The following is a 16,491-nucleotide window of genomic DNA, read 5'->3' on the forward strand; positions in this document are numbered from 1 at the left end:
GGTTAAATTAGAAAACTTCACGTAAAGAAAAATCTTCACGTAGTCTAGACAAATTGGGATTATAACAAGGATCAGCTTCAAGCTCTTTCGACCAAGTGGTACGCATATAAGCCACCTCTTTGTCAAAACGCGCCTTCTTTTCAGGGGTATCATCCTCACCACGACTCACCGACTCGTGATGATACAACTCTGCATGGGGTGTCCACAAATTCCGATACCCTAAGGCACGCACCCGCAGACAAAAATCAACATCATTATACGCGACTGGCAAATCATGCTCATTCAAGCCACCGACTTGCTCATACAGTGCACGCCGAACCAACAAGCAAGCCCCAGTGACCGCCGAGTAGTTTTGTACCAATTGCAGACGCTGATAATAACCTGCTGAATCATGCCCTGCAAAACGATGTGCATGCCCAGCGACATGCCCCAAACCTAAAATCACTCCAGCGTGTTGAATCTGCCCATTTGAATAATAGAGCTTAGCTCCCACACAACCTATCTCTTCACGACAGGCATGCGCGACCATTTCACTTAACCACGCACCAGCAATAACCTCAACATCATTATTAATCAAGCCAATAATGCTACCTCGGGCTTGTTGAACACCAAAATTATTAATCGCTGAATAATTAAAAGGATGATTATACGCTAACACTCTGACTCGAGGATTAGCTTGAATCTCAGTAAACCATGCTAAAATATCCTGATCCGAACTTTGATTATCTAAAATGAGAATTTCATAATTTTCATAACTGGTTTTTTCTAAAATACTCATGACACAAGGCTTAAGAATAGTGAGTTTATTTCTCGTAGGAATAATTAAACTCACTAAAGGCTTAGGTTCAGGAATTTTAAAATCAAACACTAAGCCTGCTTGATTAGCCTTGACTGCTTCCAAACCCAAGATTCTCGATTTTAATAGGTGCGCTCGCTCCAAAGCATAGTTTACATCGAAACCAGCGTGATTTGCAGCTGAACTCAATTGATGGACTAAAACCAAAGGCAGATGTAGAATTTGTTGGGCAGTCATGCTTGGTAATAAGATGGCTAAGGCTTGCTGCGTGCCTAAATTTGTAAATAAAGCCTGATGTTCTGCATACCAAGCTGCTTTGCAGACAAAACCACTAGAAATATAATCCTGACTTAAAAATAAATCATAATTCCATGCGGTTTTAAACCAAGGTTTAGAACGATTTCCATAATCATCAATTAGATCCTGATCAGGATAAACCAAAACGGCCTCAGGATGCTGATTTAGAAATTTCATTAGCAGAGTTTTGGAACTTGGATAGAGGGTGCAGTCAGATGCTAGCAGACACTGGTAATCTGTTTCTACATAAGTACTATCATTAGTTTGACTAAGACATTCAAATTTTTTGATTAAGTCTAATTCAAGTTCTTCAATCCAATAATGATAGTCCGCCTCAGTCGTTTGGCAAAATAATTTATTATACGCTGCAAATATCACTTGATTCAGTTCAACATGCTTGAGTGCAGCTCTTTGCTTGAGCTTGCTCAGCAAACTTGCCTGATTCGCCAAAGGATCAGCTAATAAACGCTGCAACATACGGTCTTGTGCAAAGCTGGCTTTAATTGGCACTAAACGCAGCTGAGTTAATCGCCCTTCACCATACACTTTAAAATCCAGCTCTAACTGCCCAGCAGGATTGGCTAAGTAGATGATTCTTTTCATCAGTTTGTTAGCACGAATAGGAAAAGGCAAGCCTTGCTTATTCTCAAAACGAAATTCAAGCTGAGCCAGCTCAAAACAACCATTAGCTTGTAATTCAAGCATATACCAACCGGCCTTAAAAGCATGAACGAGGCTTAAAACTTGAGTTGAATAATAATCACCCCGCTCTCCCTGTCGTTTAGTCATGCTTCGAGCTAGATTAGGGTAAAGATAGGGCTTAGCTGCTTTATAAATTAATTTAATCATTTTAAGTAATGGACTTTAGCAGTTTGGATTAGTAGCACCTGGACAAGGTTTGCCTGGTAAAGAACCATCATCATTGCCATTGTCGTTACCGCCTGGTGGACTTTCAGCTAAAGAACTGAAGTTTAACTCTGGTTGTTTAACACCAAAATACACTGTTCTTTTAATCGAACCTAAAGCCTCATGCTCTAGTGCTAACTGAAAATAAGCAGGCCAAGCATGACTTGTGCTCGTCGCTGCTGGATCTAAAGCCGTAAACTCGACACTAGCAACTTGCTTTAAAAGCACCACGGCTTCATCGGCTGGCTCAGTGCTAGGTTTATTATTTTTCCAAACCTCGCGGAGGAGGGTTTTGCCCTTAAGACTGTAACGAATCTCTTTGATAGCTTGGTTGGGCGCAGCTTGTGAACTAGGGACTAATTTTAAGCTTAACTGCGTGTTATCAGCGCTGAGATTAATCGACTCTGTTTCTGTAGTCGCGACCACAGGGACAACTTTTTGCCTTAGATCGCGCTCAAGGCTTTGGATCGCTCGCTGCAGACTCGCTAACGCAGTCATTTCCGCCTCAATCGCATCCCCTGCTTTCACCATCGTATTGATCGAGGTATAGGCAAATCCCGATATTAAAGAAAACACAAACAAAGCAACCAATAGCTCCACTAAAGTAAAACCTTGGGTTTTGCCTCGTCGGTGTTTGCTATTCAACTTGCTATGCATCTTGCTATCCTCAATCGCTAAACTCATCTATCCTTGGCTAGCCGCAGCAACCCTAGGCAGGTTAGGATGCAGCATCTTATCGAACTTAGCCATTATTCGCAGGAATTTTTAATGTTAGCTTTCCTTGGTATCGGCGCACAAAAAGCAGGCACTACTTGGCTACATACGATGCTCAGCCAACACCCACTGCTTAAATTGCCCCAAGCTAAAGAGTTACATTATTGGGACAAACAGTTTCCACAGTCACCTGTACAAAACTACCTCAACTTCTTTCAGCAAGCGGATCGTCTCGAAGGCGAAATCACCCCTTCTTATGCCAGCTTGCCCGTCACTACGATTCAAGTCATTCATCAGCATCTGCCCCAGTTAAAACTGATTTATAGCTTGCGTAATCCGATTGATCGCGCTTGGTCAGCCGCTTGTATGTTTCTAACCCGCGCCCAGATGGAGTTAGATGAAGCCAGTGATCAGTGGTTTCTGGATCATTTTTACTCGAAAAACTCTCGCTTGCGTGGCGACTATGAAACCTGTATCCGCCATTGGACTGCTATCTATCCTAAAGAAAATTTGCTGCTGCTCGATTACGATCAGATTAAATCTGAACCCGTAACCGTCCTACAACGCTGTTGTGCACATCTTGAGCTGCCTGATTTTACTGAAAACCAGCTACAGTCCATGCTATTAACCGCTAAAGTTTTTGAAGGTCGAGGTTATGAGCTTAGACCTGCATTGAAGCAGGCGCTGATTCACATCTATACTCCACAGATTCACTCACTCAGCCGGTATCTTAAGCAAGATCTCAGCCATTGGACTCAAGACTAAACTCTATGCAAATTGCTCAGCCCAAGCCCTGTATTTTAATTCTAGGCATGCACCGCAGTGGTACTAGCTGTTTGGCGGGTAGCCTCCAGCAGCAAGGCGTTCATCTCGGTGAAGTGCATGAATGGAATCCCCATAACCGCAAAGGTAATCGTGAAAACCCCAAGATCATGGAGCTTAACGAAAGCCTATTTGCCAGCAATCAAGGCAGTTGGGATCACCCCCCTAAGCAACCTCTGCAATGGTCAGTACAACAACAAACCCAGCGTGACCAGCTGATTCAAGCCCTGAGTGAAGCAGCAGCACAGGCATGGGGCTTCAAAGATCCACGTACTTTGATTAATTTAAGCTTTTGGCTAGACGGCTTACGCGGAAAGTTTGTAGTGCGCTATATAGGGAGTTTCCGCCATCCTTTAGCCGTTGCCCTATCCTTGCAGAAACGCAATGGCACGCCTTTAGAGGAGGGTCTGGCCTTATGGTATCACTATAACCAGCGTCTACTGACTTGCTGGGAGCAACAACCCTTTCCACTCTTATCGTTTGATGTCGAACCGGAAGTGTATAGCCACAACTTCAAACAGGCTTGTGCCGCTAGTCAGCTCAGTTTTAGCCCAGTTGACCCGCCTTTTTTTGAAAATCAGTTGCGCTCGACCAACAATATCGACCACTTGCAAGACTACCCCCTCACTGAGCAAAACTACCTAGACTGCTATGCTCGCTTACAAAACATTTATCTTAATTGGGCATCATGAGCTTAATGCGCCTATTTCAACCACGCCCGCGATTGTCGGTGATCGTCAATTTCTACAATATGCAACGGGAAGCTGAGCGTACTTTATATTCACTTTCAACCGCCTATCAGCAAGCAATTCAAGCGAGCGACTATGAAGTATTAGTGATTGACAATGGTTCTTCACAGCCCTTAAACCCTCGTCAATTAAGCCAATTTGGCAGCCATTTTCATTATCATTATTTACCAACACAGTCAGCCTCACCCTGCAAAGCGCTCAATCAAGCCGCCCGCTTAGCTAGAGGTGAACTCATCATGTGTTGCATTGATGGAGCACGCATTTTATCACCGCAGATTTTAAGTTTGAGCTTGCAGGCTGCCAAGCTGCATGCCCACCCATTTATTTATACAATGAGTATGCACCTTGGTAACAAGCCACAAAACCTCAGCATTGAAGAAGGTTATAACCAACAAGTGGAAGATGCCTTATTAGCCTCTGTTGATTGGCAACATCATGGCTATCAACTGTTTACGATTGCTAGCACCGCCCTCTCGAGCGGCAATGGCTTTTTTTCTCAGTTTGCAGAGAGCAATTGCTTTTGCTTAAAGAAAAGTGATTATTTACAAATAGGCGGCTTCGATGAGGCTTTCACCAGTCGAGGCGGAGGTCTAGCCAACTTAGATTTCTTTAATCGAATTCACGAAAATGAGCGTTTTTATCCCATTTTATTACTCGGTGAAGCGACTTTTCATCAATTTCATGGTGGGGTAGCAACCAATGTCAGCTTTGCAGAGCACCCTTGGGAGCAAATGGCCGCTGAATATGCGCAAATTCGCCAGCAAAGTTTTAAAACCAGCTTCACTCCCCCCACCTATTTGGGTAATTTTCCGCCGGAAGCACGTGCTTTTCTTTGATTAGCAGATGGCCTATGATGTGACTTCAATTCACTAAGTCTCTGCACATCCTCTAAGTATGAACAATTTAAAATTTTGGCTTGCTGCCACTTTAGCCACTACCCCTCTTCAGGTCTTTGCAGCCGATAGTGATACGCTTGCTAATGATGGCAGTCTCCCTGAACCCGCAGTGGTCAGTGGCAATTTAATTGATAATGGCTATGTGGGTACGGGCAATACCGCCTCCTTACCAGCATTAGGGGTTGATACTAAGGCGCTCACAGCAGCCGAGCTACCAACCATTGCACGCCTAGCTCCCGCCGTACCGAATGCAGCAGTTAACTCCACACCACGCGCCGTGTTAGGTCTAGATACTAGAGTTCAACTAAAGCCTGCGGTTTATCCTTATCGAGCTATTACCCTCATTACCCTAGGTAGTGCTCGTTGTACTGGTTGGATGGTAGGTGCAGATACAGTCATCACCGCAGGGCATTGTGTGCATCGAGGGAGCACAGGCTCATGGTATAATCTGAGCGATTATACTATCTACCCCGGCCATGATGGGATTAATACTGCTTATGGCAGTTGTACCGCTAAACGCTTATACACAACCGAAGGCTGGGCTTTAAGCAGTAAAACTGAATATGATTACGGTGCAATTAAACTTAATTGCCAAGTCGGTCAAGCCACCGGTTGGTTAGGCTTTGCCGCCGCTGCAACGACCAAAAATCTCCCAGCCATCCTAGATGGTTATCCGGGCGACAAACCGCTAGGGCAATGGGTTAGTTTTGATAGCATCAAAAAAGAAAATTCTAACTGGGTTTATTATAAAAATGACACTTATTCAGGTATGAGTGGTGCTCCTGTTTGGTATGATGCTGGTAAACGTATGTTAGCTTTTGCGATCCACACCTATGGGGGACCGAACTTTAATCGTGGCAAACGCATCAATGCTGAAGTTTTTAAAAATATAAAAACGTGGAAAAACGCACAATAAATTATGAATAAAATCTGCTATTGGGCTAGCTCAAAGCGATGGGCTTGGGCTTGTTCTCTATTCACCCTGTTTAGCCTATCGAATGCCTCGGCTGCGGCACTGAATGCCAAGCCAGTTGTTGATGCGGGTATTAATCAAACTGTTTATGCTGGGGATTTAGTCACTTTAACCGCAAATGCACTCGATCCAGAAGGTGAAGCACTCCGCTACCAGTGGAAGTATAAGGCTAGAAATCTGGCTAGTTTTACTATCACCAACCCAACAAGTTTAACGGCTAGTTTTATCGCCCCCGCGACGAATAAAGCCGTCAAAATAATGCTCATTTTTTCAGCGGTCGATCCCAAAAATGCCAAAGCTGCTGACCATACATTCATCACGATCAAACCCAAGCCCATCACTCCACCACCTTCGGTTGAGAGCCTAACTAAAATCAATGACACTGGAGTTACGCTGTGTGGCGACTATGCGAGAGGTTACAGCGGTGTCAGTCATAATAATGTCGTTTGCCAACTCCTCACCGACAGTAATGGCGACCCTGTACCCAGTGGGCAAGATGGCAACTATGGCCGTGATTTGAGTGCAGCCGATGATAGCGATGGCAGCAAAGGCTTTAGTTTTATCAAGCTAGATGCATCAGGAGCAGCCCTCGCCCACTCTGCTAGCCAATGGACTTGCGTCAAAGATCAGATCACAGGCTTAGTTTGGGAATTAAAAACTGACGATGGCGGCCTGCATGATAAAGATGATAGCTTTGTCTGGTATGAATCGGATCCACGCTTAGGCAATGGCGGTTTACCCGGCTATGAAAAAGCGACTGACTATGATCCGACACGCTCTGATCAGACCTGCTCAGGGTTTACAAATGGCAATAACACCAGTTATTGCAACACGAAAGCGTTTGTTACTCGAGTCAATCAAACCGGCTATTGCGGGGCCAATAACTGGCGTTTACCTACTCGTGAAGAATTAAACTCGATCGTCGACTATCAGAACTCACCTCGGATTGATACCGCTTATTTCCCCCTGATACAGACTAATTATTACTGGACTTCTGTCCCCTATGCTTATTTAAATAAGCAGGTTTGGACGATTAACTTTCAATATGGTGGCGGCAGCCCTTGGGAAAAACATTATAACTATCCTGTTCGCTTAGTACATCATTAATGGCAATTTAAGAATGAATAAACTCGCTTGGGTATTAACGCTAATACTGACCCCTATTTATGCTTTAGCAAACTATCAACCCTGCAAAATCGGTTTAATCACCGAAACCACACCTAGCTCTCAGTTTACTGATAATCAGGATGGAACGGTTACTGACCTCAAAACTAAACTGATTTGGAAAAAATGCGCTGAAGGGCAACGCTGGGAAGCCAGTAGCAATAGCTGTCTTGTTGGTGATGGGACAGTTATTCAATACAATTGGCGCGAAGCACTTGAACTTGCCAATACGACCAATAGCAGTGGTGGGTTTGCTGGCTCAGTTAATTGGCGCTTACCTAATATTAAAGAGCTGTCTTCGATTATTGAAAATGCTTGTTATGGGCCCGCTATTAATCTGAGTGTATTTCCTAGCACGCCCGCAGGTATTTTTTGGTCAGCAACACCCTATATTGGTGGAAATGAATATGCTTGGAGTGTGCGCTTTAACTATGGGCAAAATAGTATGAATTATAAGTACGATTATTATTTTGCACGGTTAGTACGCGATCCTAATTAATTTAAATACTCTTAAATACTCATTAACTGCTCTTCTGTATAAAAATGCCAAAAAGCTCCTTCAGTTTTACTCAGGAGCTTATCTAAGAAAGTTTGCTTTAAGGCAGCATTATATAAACTATTATTATTTTTTGAGTATAAAGTTTCTGTTAGCTGATTAGCCAATGGATTAATCACTGCCAACGACCTACCTGCTGTATTAATCGTAGCTTCGTAAAATAAAATTTGTTTAGCTGGCAAATAAGTAAGATATTGTTGAAAGAACCAATCTAATAACAAAACTTGCCGATCATAGACACCTTCAATTTGCTCTAAACTGAGTTTCAATTCCGGTGCAAAGGCTTCAGCCGCCGGCACTCTACCTCGTGAAACGGGCATTTCAACGCTATTCCAAGATAATAAAACCGCTAAAGGATTGCGAATCAGTGCAAAACAACGCAGTGAGTCTGTTGTGACTAAATCCTTTAAAATAGCGGTAAAAAAAGCAGGCTGCTTAATAGCCAAGCAAAAATCTGGCTCTAACGGCTTATTAATCTCTACCAAACGCCCGTCTAATACTCGAATCCGTTTGCCTGTAATCGGATCAAAACCTGCCATTGGATTATCCGGCACTTGCCCACCAAAACTTTTACTGACTGCTGTACCGGTTTGTAAAATTTGCCGACGTTGCGCAGAAAAATACTCCAGAATAAACTCGACTAACTGCGCACGCTCATAACCCGCTAAATCTAAAGGTATTAATGGCTCGTGTAAGGCCACAGAATTCGGCAGTTTATTCAGTAAATGGCAAGTGAGCGTAGTGCCTGAGCGTGGCAATCCGGTGAGAATAACTTGTTGTTGTGCTGAAATAAGCTGCATACCACTACCAAAGCTTGGAAATATCTCGCATTATAGCAAGAAATTGCTCTGCTTCGTGTTCTAAGCTATGCAACGCAACTTGTTGTTTGGCCCTAGTCAATAAAGTATTTCTGGATAGCTCATCTAAAGATTTGGCCTGCTGAAATGCTGCTAAAATAGCAGGTAGCTCATAAACGGGTCGCAAACAAGTGTATTGATCTATGCAAAAGGAGCGATTCCCCCTGCAATCAGGGCAAATAACCAGTGCTCCCAAAGCCATTGCTTCTAAGGCAGGTAAATAAAAGCCTTCAGCCAAATGGGGCAAACAAATCACCGTTTTAGCGCGATTGAGCAATTTGAGGAATTCTGGGCGAGGTATTAGCTGGTGAATCGTATGAATTTTATTAGTTTGATCCGCTAAAGTTTGCGCTAAAGCCAAACCTAAGTCTGGTTTTTTAATCGCGACGATCAATAAATCTAAATCTTTTTTATCTTTTGCCAGCGGTTTAGGTAAGCTAGCAAGATCAATTCCATTGGGAATGGTAAATATCGGCCCATTCACTTGACCTGTGGCTTGAATAGCTTCGCTGACTTGCTCACTGACACAAATACGAATCGCACGCTCACGCAAAAATGCATATTTACGATCTTTAGGCTCAGCATGACTCAAACCCTGAATCAAATTAATCACCGGAATGTTTGCTCTGTGCTGCAAAAACTCAGGGTGCTGCAAGACAGCCTGCCAATCTAAACCCGCTAGAAATAAAATATCTGCATCTGCTGGTCGCCAAGTGGCTAAAGACTGAGATCCTTGCCAAGGATTATCCGGGTCTTGAATAGATTGCTCGGTAAAATAAATGTGTGGTAGGTAAGAAGCAGAACTTTGCAGATGTTGAAAATAATGAAAAACTTTTAAATGCCCGCCCTGAAAACGAAGATAATCCCTGTGGAAGAATACAGTTTGTTTGGGCTGATCTTTTTTTCTTAGTAGCTTACTTAAAAATTGTAAGTGCATATTAATCAGAAGAAAGGGAGTAAAACTCCCTTTCTTTGAACAGAATTAATATTCTAAGTGATTACCAAAAACGATATTAGGCATAAAATACCAATCGTCATAGAACCATCCCCATTTCATATCAATAACTTGTTTATTTGGTGGAGCGCTCTCCAGTAAGCCTTCCTTGCTAACTTGTTGATTAACACTTACCTCTATATTAGCAGTTAAAGCTGCTAAGTTACCTTGAATATCAATTTTAGACTCATCCACAACAGCTTTAGAGAAACTGAGTTTGCCTTGCTGAGCTAACCACTCTGTCTTTTCAAATCTTTCACGATAGACAGGCTCCATATAGTCCCAAGTTTCTTCCCACTTACGTTCCTCACGTAAAGCCCAGAATTTATTAGCCCTCTCAATCAACCGCTCTTTTAACTCATCTTGGCTAGGCATAGTCAAACTTATATCAGGCAAGATAAACTGCCCATCACTACCTTTAGCAAATTCTTGATAAACTCTAGTGCCATTAGGGTTTTTGCCATCTAGTTTAACCATAAAATAGGTTAACCATAATTTATCTTGACCTAAAAATAGCTTTGGATCTTTAGCTACTAATAGGCCGGGAGTTGTCACTGGTTTTGGTACAGATAACCACGATTTGCCATTATCCTTACTAATATTCATATATAGAGTAGGTACTATATTACGATAATCCTCCCACACTACATATAAACCAGTAGCACCTGCATCCACAATGGATAAATAACTTGATTTAGTTAATTCATGCCCTTTATCTGCATCTAGATTTTTACTTTCCCCTAACCATTCATGTGTTTTAGTGGAAAGTACAGCTACTTCGGCATGCATCTTACCAATATTCTCTATGGGACTAGCAATAAAACCTAAGGCTAAATTATCTCCTGAGATAGCACCTTTAATCCAACTAATATTATAAACCTTAGGATTTAAGTTTAGTGGACGACTACTAATTTCAGACCATTGGTTGGCATCTAGGTTTGTATTATAAAAACCTGTTAAACCTTTGACTCCATCCGTAAGCATACCAAAAACATACATCGTTGTTGCATTATTAAATGCTACCATTTCTATGGGTTGCATATTAGGTGCAGCAAATATAGTAGATTCCGCTTGCCACGATTTTCCATTATCAATAGATGCTTTAGATACGAGGCGCAACATAGACTGCCCCATTTCTGTCATATCCATCTGCTGCCAAACAGCGACTAATTTATCACCTAAGTAAGCTAATTTAGATGAATTAGCAAAGGTTGCGGGTTCAGTATTATTCTCAGCCTTCATAGCCGCAGTAATCACTGGCGTATCCAAGCGTTGATCCTGAGCTGCCCACGTTTTTCCACTATCCGTAGAATAATTGATATAGACTCCGTAGCCTGGCTTACGCTCATCAGTATAAGCAACAGCAACTGCTCCTTTTCCATTTGAAGCAACTGATGCCTCTGCTAATACCCCATTGCCCGTATTGATAGTCACAACAGGTGTAAAAGACCCCCCCCCATCACTGGAGGTTCTAAGTTTTAAGCTCTTTGCTTTTTGATCATCAACTGCCCACCAAATGGCATAGAGAGTTTTTCCATCATAATGCAACCATTGCTTACTAGAAGCATCTTCAGCGAGGATTTGCTCTTTACCTACCTCATAAAATACAACACCTCGCTTCTCCCCATTTAATAAAAATAATTTATCATTAATGACTATAGAAGCAGGATTGACAGAAAAACCTGCCTGATTGAGTAAAAGCTGTGCTTTTTCAACTAAGGGCTGCTCATTGGTCTTTTCTTGGCAAGCACTGAGTAAAAAACTAAAAAATACCACTAAAAGTAAAATTACTTTTTTCATAAACCTATCTCTGTCGATACTTAATTCTCTTATAAAAGCAAAAAGGCGGGAAAACCCACCTTTTTGTCAATTACCCTACTAAGTAGTAGAAATTAGTAAGGACGATTTGGATGTGATTCTGGAGTAGTACTTAAGTGACCACTTGTCTCAACTTGGAATGAAACTACACCATAATTATTGATAGCTGATGGTGCCGCAACATCAAACGGAGTACCATCGCTAACAGTACGCTCAATTAAACCATTGATGGTTGTAGAAGCATCACCTGTTTCTGTATTCACACCAAAAACACCTGAAGCAAAACTAGTCGCATTAGTAGTAGACAGAATTTCTGCTTGAACTGGTGGTGAACTGAAGTTAATTAACTCTGCTTTATAAGTAATAGCACCACTAGCTACTTGAGTAGTATTAACAGAAGCTGGAACACCATTGTTTGTTACAGTACGAGTTGCACTATTCTGAATGCTCATCCGCTTCCAACCACCCGCTACGGTGTCAGCTAATTGCAAAGGATTTAACAGTGTTGAACGTCCATAAGTACCCATACAGGTTACACGGAAATTTTTAGCACCACTTGTTACGGTCTCATCACTGTTATAAGCACCAGAAACGCCAGCTGGCAACTGTGGAGAAATACTACCTGATAAGGTATCTTGAGAGATATAGACAGTAGCATCGTAAGAACCACCACCACTTTCTGGCTTTAACATATCATCGCCAGTGACGACTGTTAACCATTCGGTAGTAGCAATATTCACAGGCATCCATGAGTAATCAATAGACTTTTTAGCGATAAAGCCTGCGCTAAAGTCACCTTCTACTTTTGAACGGTGATTATTCAATAATTTATAATCTAAGACAAAGCTATTGCCTGCATCAACGACATAACCAAAACCAGACATATCGCCTTCGTTAGCCAAATCTTTTACAGCTGGGTTTTTATTGACATTAGCGACATCAGTGATAACTACGAAACCTACGAAGTCTCCATTAGTATAACCGTTTGGTGTACTTTTATCAGCTGCATCTAAGTTTAAATGACCTGCAACAACAGTAGAAGAGCTACCGACAGTACCAGAATCATTATCAACTGCACGTTGATTGATCATATCCCAAGGCGACACTTTGCCATTATTATTAGAAATGGTGCAAGCCTTACTCAGGTCATATAACTCATCAACTGTGGTGCCTTTTTGAAACCACACATAATGCAGATTTGAATTCGCATTATACCCAGTAGTACCGCCTAAATTAGCTGTACCTGCACCACGTACTTTAATAGAGAAATAAGTTTGTGCACCATTAGTGACACCAATAACCAACGGCGCTAACAAAGAGTCAGCACTCGCCATACCAGAAATCATCAGCGAACCAGCAACTGCCGTTGCGACTGCGCTTTTCTTCAACAGATTTTTCATTGCAACCTCACTTAATCAGTTAAGTTTATCTAAGTTTATCACAAGCTGGAACACCAACCCCCTGACCGGTGGCAAGCATTAAACCATCTTACAGCACTCAAGCATAGCGCAAATAAATTTAGTTTACCAAGCATTGTTTACTTTTTACTTATCACCAGCCCTAGTGGAGAACCAGCCGAGGCCAACTACTTTGGCTGACCATCCAATAAGTACAGCGAGATTGTATAGCTGCTGTCGTAAGTTTGCAATGCCTAGTGTCGTAAATCTACCACTCGCTTTGATTAGCTTGTCTACCCCCACTCGACTCAAACCTCTCGATGGCAGGCAAATCAGACAATCCTAGTTTACAAGGTTACCCTTTGGCTGAATATAGCTCATGACTGAGTGGTAAATATTTACTATACATAAGAATAAGAACTGAAAAAATCAACTAGCCTGTTTGCGAGGGCCTAAAAACGATGAGTTTGTTCAATAAACAACTATTAAAATTTTTGATTCTGATTGGTTTTACTAGCCATTTATCAGCAGCCCCTAATAAACCACCCGAGTGTGTTGGCATCCCGCTACAAGCCGAGTTTGCCTCCGGGGTTGGCTGGTCAATGTGCCTGTCTTTAGATGATGAAGAAGGCTTGAGTATTCATCAGCTCAAACATAGGAGTAGCGGCCAAGAGCGGCGTGTGCTAGGGAAAGCGAGCCTATCGCAGTTAGAAATTGTGTTTGACGATAATACCCAGCCACCCAGCTTTGCCGTCACTCGCGGAGGCTTGGGCGGAGATAAACTGCTTAAGCTAAGCCCCAAAGACTGTGCAGGTGGCCAGCTTTATCCTGAGGCGAGCGATCGGCGGCATAATTTATTGTGTGCGCGGACTCAAGACGCGGGCTTGCTGTATAGGTATGGCTATCAGGCGCAGCGGCAGGGGGCATTTTTTGAAGTCTTCAGTATTAGCCAAGCCACTGCTTCGCAAACTTATACCCAACGCTGGCGCTTTTATGAAACTGGCGTGATCGAACCAGCGATTGGCTTCAGTGGCAAAATGCCGCGTTTTGCACCGGCTCATTTAGGTTTTGGCCGCGCCATTGCCGACGCTGACGAATGGGCTTTAGGCTTCAGTGCTTATTTAGGTTGGCGGCTGGATTTTGATTTAGGTCAGGATGCGAATAATGACATTGCTGAAGAAATCAACAGTCGACCCAGTGCCAGTCGTCGGCACAAAAGCTTAAGCACAGAAGTTTTAAGCGCTGAAACCTCTCGTAGCCTCAATCCTGAGCTAAAAACCAGTTGGCGGATTAAAGACGCGGATGAGCGCAATGAATTTGGCCAAGCCATTTCTTATGAGCTAGTGCCTTCTCAATATCACCAAAGTAATGGCGATGTACGCGGTCGACCTTGGCTAAAATATGATGTGTATTTCACCCGTTATCGGGAATGTGAACAGCACGCTTCTGACAATCCACGACAGGCAGGCTGTGCTAGAAATGTATTGCAGGCTAGTCAAGATCAAGAACCATTGGAGAGAACCGATTTAGTGCTTTGGTATAAACAAAACTATCACTATCTCCCTCGGAGTGATGATAGCGATTATCTCAGTACCGATTGGATGAGCTTTCAGTTAGTGCCTAGAGATTGGACAGCAGGTAATCCTTTATGAGCCAGATCAACCCTCACCTTCAGTCCCAATCACTCATAACTCCGACTAAGCAATTACTACTTGGTATGTCCAGCTTAATCCTGAGCCTTTATGCTGATACGGCGGTCTTAGCTGAAGAAAGTTGTAGTGCTGATTATACTATCAATGCTGCCTTGCCAAATGGTGCAATTTGGAATTTGTGTTGGGAGCAAACCCTGCAAAATGGAATTAGCTTGCATCACATTGCCTATCAACCCAAAGCAGGCACTCAGCAAGCTATTCTGTATCGAGCTGAATTAGCCCAAGTTCATGTGCCTTATGACGATAATGGTGCGCGTTATCATGATATTAGTGACTATGGCTTTGGAGAAAAAAACCTACAAGCCCTTGATGAGAAACTCTGCCCAAATGGTTCTTTGATTAAATACTATGGCAAGCCAATACTCTGCCAACAAATCCTGCCACGTGGTGAAGAGCTGCGCTACCAAAACCAAGCCGTGCAAGGTTATAAATTGAGCCTGTTCAGTATTTCACAAATCGGTTCTTATAATTATGTGCCACGCTGGGAATTTTTTGACAATGGCACGATGGAATTTGCCGTGGGTGCAACTGGCGCTTTACAACGTTTTACCACCGGCAGCCAAAGCGATTTAGGTTGGCCGATTAGCCCTGAAAAAATAGGGGTTTCTCATCTGCATAATTTTTTCTGGCGCTTAGATTTTGACTTAGCCGGGAATGGCGCGAATGATTATATTGAAGAAATAAACTTTGTGCGTGAAGATCAAGGCCTCAAGGCCAAGCATGAAATCCTCAGTCTAGAAACCGGTCGAGATGTGAACCCCGCCACGCTGCGCACTTGGATAGTGGTAGACTCAGCCTTAAAAAATCAAGCTAACTCGCCGATTGCGTATGAGATTCAGCTGTATCAATCGGGGCAGCGCGATGTGGGGCCGGAGGAAGAGGCCTTCACTAAGTATGATATTTATTTTACCAAAGCAAAAGAATGTGAACGTTTTGCCTCACGTAATGCCAATGCCGATGTCTGTGCCAAAGATTTATCCACTTATGTGAATGGTGAATCTTTACAGGAAGATTTAATTGTCTGGCCTAGTACGAGCTTTTATCATATACCTCGTGCTGAAGACTCACCCAATATGAATATTCACTGGAGTGGTATTCGCCTCAAGCCGTTTGACTGGCATAACAGTAACCCCTTAGCGAGTTCAATCCGATGACAGCTAAACTTCAACGCAGCCCCCTCAATAAGTTCCGCTTCAGTCTGCTGACCAGTATTTTGATCAGTATTCTGCCGAGCACCGCTAGCTACGCTGGCAATCAAGACCCCTTGAGCCTGAATGAGCAAGCTCAAGTCAGTGCCTTGGTCGAGTCAGCGTTGCCTAGTTTAAGAGTGAAATCTGAAGCTGATGCGAATCAACTCAACCAGCATGAATTGCTCCTGATTGAACGCGACCGCTCAGAAGACAAAAAATCAGGCGTTCGCCGTGCCAATGCCTTTGTTTATGACTATCAAACGGACGAAACCATCATTTATCGGATTGATGCTGCTACGCATAAAATTCTGTCCTCCGTGCGCAAAAAAAATATGCAACTGCCTTTGACTGAGGCTGAAATTAAGCGCACGGTTGATCTGATTTTTTCTGATAAAGAAACCTTGGCACTGATTGCGAATGAATATCAGCGGATCACCCATAAAGCCTTGAATGCTCCAAACGACTTACAGGCTAAAGCCTTCGTATTTACTGCAGATACCTTACCTGAACAATTAAATCCAGCCTCGCAGCAATGCGGCTTACATCGCTGCGCGCAGATTTTACTCTATACGCATGATTCAGTGGTATTTGAAGTCAGCCCGATTGTGAACTTATCAGCCAAACTCATTACTCAAATTGTTGGATTTTAA

General features: G+C 42.9%; 15 protein-coding genes. 9 read left to right on the forward strand and 6 right to left on the reverse strand.

Annotated features, from left to right (window positions below):
* Window positions 1-7: 7 nt before the first annotated feature.
* Window positions 8-1,882, reverse strand: a complete 1,875-nt coding sequence (locus tag B5D50_RS12195; RefSeq protein ID WP_159448627.1) for a glycosyltransferase family 2 protein — start codon at window positions 1,880-1,882, stop codon at window positions 8-10.
* 75 nt (window positions 1,883-1,957) lie between these two features.
* On the reverse strand, window positions 1,958-2,656 hold the full coding sequence (locus B5D50_RS12200) for a PulJ/GspJ family protein (protein WP_159448633.1): 699 nt from the start codon (window positions 2,654-2,656) through the stop codon (window positions 1,958-1,960).
* A gap of 111 nt (window positions 2,657-2,767) precedes the next feature.
* Here B5D50_RS12200 and B5D50_RS12205 point away from each other — a divergent pair, with 111 nt between their 5' ends.
* Genes B5D50_RS12205 through B5D50_RS12230 form a run of 6 tightly spaced genes read left to right on the forward strand, consistent with a single transcriptional unit; the run spans window position 2,768 to window position 7,816 of the window.
* Window positions 2,768-3,478 (forward strand): sulfotransferase family protein, encoded by a 711-nt coding sequence (locus tag B5D50_RS12205; RefSeq protein WP_159448628.1) that lies wholly within the window; start codon window positions 2,768-2,770, stop codon window positions 3,476-3,478.
* Between the two features lie 5 nt (window positions 3,479-3,483).
* Entirely contained in the window at window positions 3,484-4,227 is a 744-nt protein-coding gene (locus tag B5D50_RS12210; protein WP_078922924.1) for a hypothetical protein, read from the forward strand.
* 5 nt (window positions 4,228-4,232) lie between these two features.
* Window positions 4,233-5,120 carry a glycosyltransferase family A protein gene (locus B5D50_RS12215; protein ID WP_159448629.1) on the forward strand — a complete coding sequence of 296 codons (888 nt, stop codon included), beginning with the start codon at window positions 4,233-4,235 and terminating at the stop codon, window positions 5,118-5,120.
* Between the two features lie 58 nt (window positions 5,121-5,178).
* Window positions 5,179-6,096 carry a trypsin-like serine peptidase gene (locus B5D50_RS12220; RefSeq protein WP_078922926.1) on the forward strand — a complete coding sequence of 306 codons (918 nt, stop codon included), beginning with the start codon at window positions 5,179-5,181 and terminating at the stop codon, window positions 6,094-6,096.
* Window positions 6,097-6,099: 3 nt separating this feature from the next.
* A complete protein-coding gene (locus B5D50_RS12225; RefSeq protein ID WP_078922927.1) occupies window positions 6,100-7,260 on the forward strand; it encodes an Lcl C-terminal domain-containing protein in 1,161 nt (386 codons plus the stop codon).
* Between the two features lie 13 nt (window positions 7,261-7,273).
* On the forward strand, window positions 7,274-7,816 hold the full coding sequence (locus B5D50_RS12230; protein ID WP_078922928.1) for an Lcl C-terminal domain-containing protein: 543 nt from the start codon (window positions 7,274-7,276) through the stop codon (window positions 7,814-7,816).
* A gap of 11 nt (window positions 7,817-7,827) precedes the next feature.
* Here B5D50_RS12230 and B5D50_RS12235 read toward each other — a convergent pair whose 3' ends face one another.
* The 4 genes from B5D50_RS12235 to B5D50_RS12250 all read right to left on the reverse strand — a co-directional run bounded on the left by B5D50_RS12235 (window position 7,828) and on the right by B5D50_RS12250 (window position 12,942).
* A complete protein-coding gene (locus tag B5D50_RS12235) occupies window positions 7,828-8,673 on the reverse strand; it encodes a sulfotransferase domain-containing protein (protein ID WP_078922929.1) in 846 nt (281 codons plus the stop codon).
* Window positions 8,674-8,677: 4 nt separating this feature from the next.
* The gene (locus B5D50_RS12240; RefSeq protein WP_078922930.1) at window positions 8,678-9,667 is read right to left on the reverse strand and encodes a glycosyltransferase; all 990 of its coding nucleotides are present in this window, start codon (window positions 9,665-9,667) and stop codon (window positions 8,678-8,680) included.
* 45 nt (window positions 9,668-9,712) lie between these two features.
* Window positions 9,713-11,524, reverse strand: a complete 1,812-nt coding sequence (locus tag B5D50_RS12245) for a beta propeller repeat protein (protein WP_078922931.1) — start codon at window positions 11,522-11,524, stop codon at window positions 9,713-9,715.
* A 92-nt stretch (window positions 11,525-11,616) separates the two neighbouring features.
* Window positions 11,617-12,942: a hypothetical protein gene (locus B5D50_RS12250; protein ID WP_078922932.1), complete on the reverse strand. Its 1,326-nt coding sequence runs from the start codon at window positions 12,940-12,942 to the stop codon at window positions 11,617-11,619.
* Window positions 12,943-13,400: 458 nt separating this feature from the next.
* On the opposite strand from B5D50_RS12250, the gene B5D50_RS12255 reads away from it, so the two are divergent.
* From B5D50_RS12255 to B5D50_RS12265, 3 genes are all read left to right on the forward strand, one after another.
* On the forward strand, window positions 13,401-14,591 hold the full coding sequence (locus B5D50_RS12255) for a copper amine oxidase (RefSeq protein ID WP_078922933.1): 1,191 nt from the start codon (window positions 13,401-13,403) through the stop codon (window positions 14,589-14,591).
* A gap of 65 nt (window positions 14,592-14,656) precedes the next feature.
* On the forward strand, window positions 14,657-15,805 hold the full coding sequence (locus B5D50_RS12260; RefSeq protein WP_159448630.1) for a copper amine oxidase: 1,149 nt from the start codon (window positions 14,657-14,659) through the stop codon (window positions 15,803-15,805).
* Window positions 15,802-16,491 (forward strand): hypothetical protein, encoded by a 690-nt coding sequence (locus tag B5D50_RS12265; RefSeq protein ID WP_078922935.1) that lies wholly within the window; start codon window positions 15,802-15,804, stop codon window positions 16,489-16,491. The genes B5D50_RS12260 and B5D50_RS12265 overlap by 4 nt, the downstream gene beginning before the upstream one ends.

Origin of the sequence: Thiothrix eikelboomii, assembly GCF_900167255.1 — a bacterium.
Lineage (GTDB): Bacteria > Pseudomonadota > Gammaproteobacteria > Thiotrichales > Thiotrichaceae > Thiolinea > Thiolinea eikelboomii.

What these genes read in the sequence shown, in the direction of transcription:
- B5D50_RS12210 (WP_078922924.1), top strand. Translation starts at nt 3,484, where the DNA reads ATGCAAATTGCTCAGCCCAAGCCCTGTATTTTAATTCTAGGCATGCAC.
- B5D50_RS12205 (WP_159448628.1), top strand. Translation starts at nt 2,768, where the DNA reads ATGTTAGCTTTCCTTGGTATCGGCGCACAAAAAGCAGGCACTACTTGG.
- B5D50_RS12245 (WP_078922931.1), bottom strand. Translation starts at nt 11,524, where the DNA reads ATGAAAAAAGTAATTTTACTTTTAGTGGTATTTTTTAGTTTTTTACTC.
- B5D50_RS12235 (WP_078922929.1), bottom strand. Translation starts at nt 8,673, where the DNA reads ATGCAGCTTATTTCAGCACAACAACAAGTTATTCTCACCGGATTGCCA.
- B5D50_RS12220 (WP_078922926.1), top strand. Translation starts at nt 5,179, where the DNA reads ATGAACAATTTAAAATTTTGGCTTGCTGCCACTTTAGCCACTACCCCT.
- B5D50_RS12230 (WP_078922928.1), top strand. Translation starts at nt 7,274, where the DNA reads ATGAATAAACTCGCTTGGGTATTAACGCTAATACTGACCCCTATTTAT.
- B5D50_RS12225 (WP_078922927.1), top strand. Translation starts at nt 6,100, where the DNA reads ATGAATAAAATCTGCTATTGGGCTAGCTCAAAGCGATGGGCTTGGGCT.
- B5D50_RS12215 (WP_159448629.1), top strand. Translation starts at nt 4,233, where the DNA reads ATGCGCCTATTTCAACCACGCCCGCGATTGTCGGTGATCGTCAATTTC.
- B5D50_RS12265 (WP_078922935.1), top strand. Translation starts at nt 15,802, where the DNA reads ATGACAGCTAAACTTCAACGCAGCCCCCTCAATAAGTTCCGCTTCAGT.
- B5D50_RS12200 (WP_159448633.1), bottom strand. Translation starts at nt 2,656, where the DNA reads ATGCATAGCAAGTTGAATAGCAAACACCGACGAGGCAAAACCCAAGGT.
- B5D50_RS12260 (WP_159448630.1), top strand. Translation starts at nt 14,657, where the DNA reads ATGTCCAGCTTAATCCTGAGCCTTTATGCTGATACGGCGGTCTTAGCT.
- B5D50_RS12195 (WP_159448627.1), bottom strand. Translation starts at nt 1,882, where the DNA reads ATGACTAAACGACAGGGAGAGCGGGGTGATTATTATTCAACTCAAGTT.
- B5D50_RS12240 (WP_078922930.1), bottom strand. Translation starts at nt 9,667, where the DNA reads ATGCACTTACAATTTTTAAGTAAGCTACTAAGAAAAAAAGATCAGCCC.
- B5D50_RS12250 (WP_078922932.1), bottom strand. Translation starts at nt 12,942, where the DNA reads ATGAAAAATCTGTTGAAGAAAAGCGCAGTCGCAACGGCAGTTGCTGGT.
- B5D50_RS12255 (WP_078922933.1), top strand. Translation starts at nt 13,401, where the DNA reads ATGAGTTTGTTCAATAAACAACTATTAAAATTTTTGATTCTGATTGGT.